The following is a 5,265-nucleotide window of genomic DNA, read 5'->3' as shown; positions in this document are numbered from 1 at the left end:
GAGATCCACGAGAACTGGCTCGAGGCGACCCGCTACCTCAACATGGATCATCTGCGCGAGCACAAGAAGGAGAACCTTAGGGCACTGGCCGCCTGAGACGCGGCCGCCATGTCCGCCGCTCCGCTAAACACCGGGGCTGCGCGGCGGACACGCCAACGTCACCGCTGAATGCCACGCCATTTTTGCTGATGGGGTGGATGCCAGCCTTCTCCGACGGCATCGCAATGTGCCAAGTTTGTGGTGTTAGCGCCACGCAAAGGAGAGGCAGGCATCCATGGAAAAGGTTACCATCATTGGGGTCGATCTGGCAAAGAACGTCTTTCAGCTGCACGGGGCGGCAGCTGATGGATCGGTTGTGTTCCGCAAGAAGCTGTCGCGCCTGCAGTTTTGCAAGTTCATGGCGAGTCAACCGGCATGTGTCGTGGCGATGGAAGCGTGCGGCAGCTCCCACTACTGGGCCCGTCAGATGGCTCGGCTTGGCCATGAGCCAAGATTGATTGCCCCGGCCTATGTCAAACCGTTCGTCAAGCGGCAGAAGAACGACGTCGCAGATGCGGAGGCGATCGTCGAAGCAGCGCAACGACCGACAATGCGCTTTGTCGAACCGAAGACCAAGGAGCAGCAGTCCCGGGCTATCGTGTTTCGCACCAGAGAGCAGTTCGTGAATCAGAGAACCGAATTGGTGAATGCGCTGCGCGCGCACCTCTATGAGTTCGCTTATGTTGCTCCGCAAGGCATCGGCCACCTGCCACGTCTGGCAGAGATCGTCGAGGACGAGAGCGCAGACCTGCCGGATCTAGTCCGCGACATCTGCAGCGCTCTACTTGACCAGATCGAACAGTTGAGCAGTCGGCTCGCGGCATTGAAGAAGACGATCGACACGCTGTCCAAGCAAGCTGCAACATCTCGGCGCTTGCAAACCATGCCCGGTGTCGGCCCTATCGCTGCCCTTGCCATTGAAACCTTTGCGCCACCGATGGAAGCCTTCAAGTGCGGTCGCGATTTCGCCGCCTGGCTCGGGCTGGTCCCTCGGCAGAAGTCGAGCGGCGGCAAGCAACGACTAGACTAGGGAAGGTATCGAAGATGGGCCAGCGCGATATTCGGCGGTTGCTCATCATCGGCGCCATGGCTGTGGTTCGATGGGCGTCTCGGAGGCGCGCGCCCGACGGTTCCTGGCTTGCCCGCTTGATGTTGAAGAAACCGCGCATGCTGGTGGCAATCGCGCTGGCCAACAAGATGGCGCGTGGCATCTGGGCCATGCTGACGAAACAGGAGGACTACCGGAATCCGGCGACGGTGCCTGCGTGATTTGCAACAACGCACCTGAGACCGGAACGTCGGAGATGTGAGGAAGGCATGAACTGCATGGGCAAATGATCGATCAGATCGGGGTCAGGAAAACCAGAGTCAAGTTGAGAGCCCACGCAAGCTCGCTTTGCTGATTTGGACCTGATCCGCGCATCACCATACCGGCCCGCGGCACATGGAACGGCCGCAAATCAAGGCCTGACACATGACCGCACTCGATCACATGTCCAATGCTTCAGGTTCCTCCTTGCAAAATGGCTGGCATCCACACAAGAACTTGACGCACACAACTCTCGCGAGGAACACCGTCAGGCTTGCTATTTCCCTCGGCGTCGCCAGGCGACCCTGGGGTATTGAATCAATATTCCTTTGCAGTATCTCGTCTGCGGTAACCGGCTGAGCGTGGCCTGACACAAGCATGGGTGTATCAACGGCGCCAGGGCACACGGCATTGATGCTGATCTGCTCTTTGGCGTGATCCAGGGCCATCGCACGCGTCAACAGCACCACCGCGCCCTTTGGCGCCGCCATGCCGCCCAGCCGCAGGCCGGCCGTGAAGGTGGTGGTCTTCCACTGGCCGTGAGGAACGGCTGCCCGACACCGCTCGCCGCGCAGGCTGCGTCCACGCAACCGCGCCATCTTTGTGGATGCCGCGGTCTCATCGATGAAGATCAGCCTCTCGGCATCGAGATCGAGCTGGCCATCGAACCAGGCTCTGCGGCGGCGCAGGACATCGGGGCGCTGCTGTTCGGCGGCGTGCGCCGTCTTTTTTTGAACGTGATGCCGCGACGGTCGAGGAACAGCCAGACCGTGGACGGCGCTGCCCACGCGCCGCGCTCGGCGGCAAGGCGCTCGCCGATCTCGGCAAGCGTGATGTCCGGCGCGTTCTCGATGAGGCCAAGAATGAAGGCCTCATACGCATCGAGCTTCGAACGCGACGGCTGGCCCTGCTTGCGCGCTTCCATCTCGCCGGACTCGCGATAGCGGCGATACCAACTCCCGGCCGTCGAAATACCGATCCGGAAGCGACGCGCCGCCTCCCGCGTTGACACCCCGTCTTCAATGGCTGCAATCACGCGCCCGCGAAGGTCCGCGCTCAGGCTCCTCGTCATCATCACCTCCTCGCAAATCACCGGGGCAGTGAATCAAACAGGACCTATCGCGTGAAGGTGCCTCAAACCGACTCTGCGTTCATCGAAGATGCTCTAGTATAGGTGCGATGATGATCTCACGCATTCGGGTTCTATTTTTTCTATTTCCGCCGTGCTGCTCCTTGCCGTCACGCTAGGTCCGGGCATTTTCTCCGCCGCTACGCGCGCGCGGCAATGGGGCAGCGGCATGGTCGCAATTGTCGAACTGTTGGGCGATAACTCCGTAAATGAAAATTATCCGCTCAAAGCGTCCCGAGGTGCAACCAAGCCCCCATCGATCCATCGCTCACCCGTCTTACGGTCCTTTGATTCTTGCAAATATTATGGACCATCAAAGCTCTGGATAAAAGATCCTGAATATTTTCCACGACACCTACGCGTTGCACTTCAACGATATTGACCGTCTCGTCGATCTCGGACTGTTTTGTTCAGTGTGTTCCCAAATTTTCCGTTCTTGTGTTACGATAAACTGCTGCTAATGAGGTTTGTAGCTTGTCATGCCACACGGCAATGCAAAAGAATTCGCCGCCCTCCGGCACCCAAAATGGGCAACAGAAATTCCTCTCGTCTTGAAGAGCGACAGGCTATAACGAGCAAACGGTGCTCGCATTTTATCTTCCAGTCGATGCGTAATGCCGCAATTCATAGGTCATTCATCAGGACTGCATTCCTTTGGAGTCTTTGAGATGTCAGAGCAGCCGTCGTATGGCGGCGATGATGTGATCCTTCGTCGGGAAGAAGTCTTGCTCGAGGGCCGGACTGAATGGGACGTGAATGTCCGGTGCGCTCACGCGCATGATCGGGCGCTTCAATAAATCGAAAGCCTCTTCTGCCATTACCGCGGCAATTTCACTTCCGACGTTGCAGACGCGGTGCGCGTTCTCAACGATCACAAGCCGTCCGGTCTTGGCGACTGACGTTTTGATGGCCTCATGATCGAGCGGCTTCAACGTACGTGGATCGATCACTTCGACCGAAACGCCGTCCTCGGCGAGCGCTTTGGCAGCTTCCATCGTCGGCCCAATGACACCAGCGACAGCGATAAGGGTTACGTCTTCTCCTTCGCGCTTCACATCCGCCTTGCCAATCGGGACTAGATACTCTGGATCTGTGGGCACATTGCCCTTGAGCGGCCACAGGCGTGTGTCTTCGAAAACCATTACCGGATCGTCGTCGCGAATGGCCGATTTCATCAAACCCTTGATGTCGGCTGCACTGGTCGGGCTGATGATCTTAAGGCCGGGCACATTCATAAACAATGGATAAGGACGGTCGGCATGCTGCGCTGCGTAGGATCCCAGCGAGGACATACAGCAACGAAACACGATCGGAATATTGATCTGGCCTCCAGTCATATACCGCAATTTCGAGGCCTGGTTGATGATCTGATCCGAGGCGAGATAGACGAAGCTGGCACATGAGAGGTCTACGATCGGCCGCAACCCGTTGATGGCAGCCCCGATTCCAAGGCCAGTGAAGCTGCCTTCTGAAATCGGCGTGTTCCAAATCCGTTTTTTACCAAAACGCTCAATGAGTTTGGCGCAGCCATGGACCGAGAGCTCCTCTCCTATGAGGACGACGCGCTCATCGCGATCCATTTCCTCCATCTGCGCCTGCATGAGCGCTTCAAAATAAGTCGTCTGAGTGTGGGTGCCTAGCGTGGCCGGAAATTTCTGCGCATTAGTTTCCATGTGGATTAATTCCTCTCAACTCAGCTCGAAGCTGGGTGAGTTGAACATGAAGTCGGGTAACGTTTCGGGCTGAGGCATGGGGCTGGCCAAAGCAAATTCTACTGCCTGCTTGACGGCTTGGCCGACTTCATTCTCGATCGCTCTCAAACTGTTTTCATGTATGCCTTCATCGAGGAGCACAGTGCGATACAGCAAAATCGGATCGCGGTCGCGTTTTTGAGCCTCCACTTCTTCAATGGATCGATAAGGCTCCCCCTGAATCACCGAGCCGAAATCGTGCTCATCGAACCGATAGGTATTGGCTACGATCAGAGTGGGGCCCTCACCCGCGCGTGCTCGCGTGACGGCCTCTGCCGCAACTTCATAGACGGCGCGCACACTCTGCCCGTCAACCGTTATACCTGGCATGCCATAGCCCGCTGCCCGCAGCGCGATGTCCGCCTGCCCGTGGCTTTGCGCCACCGAAGTGGTCATTGCATAGCCGTTGTTCTCACAATGATAGATAACCGGAAGCTTCCACAGTGACCCAATGTTGAGACTCTCATGGAAGGTGCCCTGGTTCACCGCCCCATCGCCGAAAAAGCAAAGGGTAACCTGATCTACGCCGCGCACCTTGGCGCTGAATGCACACCCGGTCGCAAGAGGAATGCCCCCTCCAACGATACCCGATTCGCTGATGATCCCGACCGAATTGTCTGCAACGTGCATTGAACCACCTCGCCCCTTACATATGCCGCCCGCCTTTCCCATCAGCTCGGCCATGAGCCCATCCAGTTTCGCACCCTTCCCAATCGGATGGCCGTGGGAACGATGCGTTCCGGTCATCGCGTCATCTTCCCGAAGGGCGAGACATGCCCCTACGACGGCGGCTTCCTGACCCACGCTCGAGTGGAACCAACCAGGGATCTTGTCAGCTTCGAACTGGCGCATACCCTCTTCTTCGAATCGGGGGGGGGGGCCGAAACCCCCCGGAAAATAAAAAAAATGGAAAAAAAAAAAAAAAAAAAAAAAAAAAAAAAACAAAAAAAAAAAAAAAACCCCCCCCCCCCCCCCCCCCAAAAAAAAAAAAAAAAAAAAAAAAAGAAACCCAGAAAAAAAAAAAAAAAAAAAACACG

The 5,265-nt window shown here is 56.9% G+C and carries 2 protein-coding genes and 2 pseudogenes; 1 reads left to right on the top strand and 3 read right to left on the bottom strand.

Annotation, left to right across the window (positions count from 1 at the left end):
• The first annotated feature begins 274 nt into the window (after nucleotides 1-274).
• A pseudogene (locus tag AC0L3H_RS31810) lies at nucleotides 275-1,308 on the top strand (IS110 family RNA-guided transposase).
• A 294-nt stretch (nucleotides 1,309-1,602) separates the two neighbouring features.
• Here the strand turns inward: AC0L3H_RS31810 and AC0L3H_RS31805 are convergent.
• From AC0L3H_RS31805 to AC0L3H_RS31795, 3 genes and pseudogenes are all read right to left on the bottom strand, one after another.
• Nucleotides 1,603-2,420, bottom strand: a pseudogene (locus tag AC0L3H_RS31805) (IS630 family transposase); the annotation flags it as partial.
• 728 nt (nucleotides 2,421-3,148) lie between these two features.
• Nucleotides 3,149-4,150, bottom strand: a complete 1,002-nt coding sequence (locus AC0L3H_RS31800) for an alpha-ketoacid dehydrogenase subunit beta (protein ID WP_473588106.1) — start codon at nucleotides 4,148-4,150, stop codon at nucleotides 3,149-3,151.
• Nucleotides 4,151-4,165: 15 nt separating this feature from the next.
• Nucleotides 4,166-5,173, bottom strand: coding sequence for a thiamine pyrophosphate-dependent dehydrogenase E1 component subunit alpha (locus tag AC0L3H_RS31795; RefSeq protein WP_473588109.1), 1,008 nt, complete (start codon nucleotides 5,171-5,173; stop codon nucleotides 4,166-4,168).
• Nucleotides 5,174-5,265 lie beyond the last annotated feature (92 nt).

This window comes from Mesorhizobium sp. WSM4816, from assembly GCF_055811535.1.
This window is presented reverse-complemented; position numbering and strand designations above follow the sequence as displayed.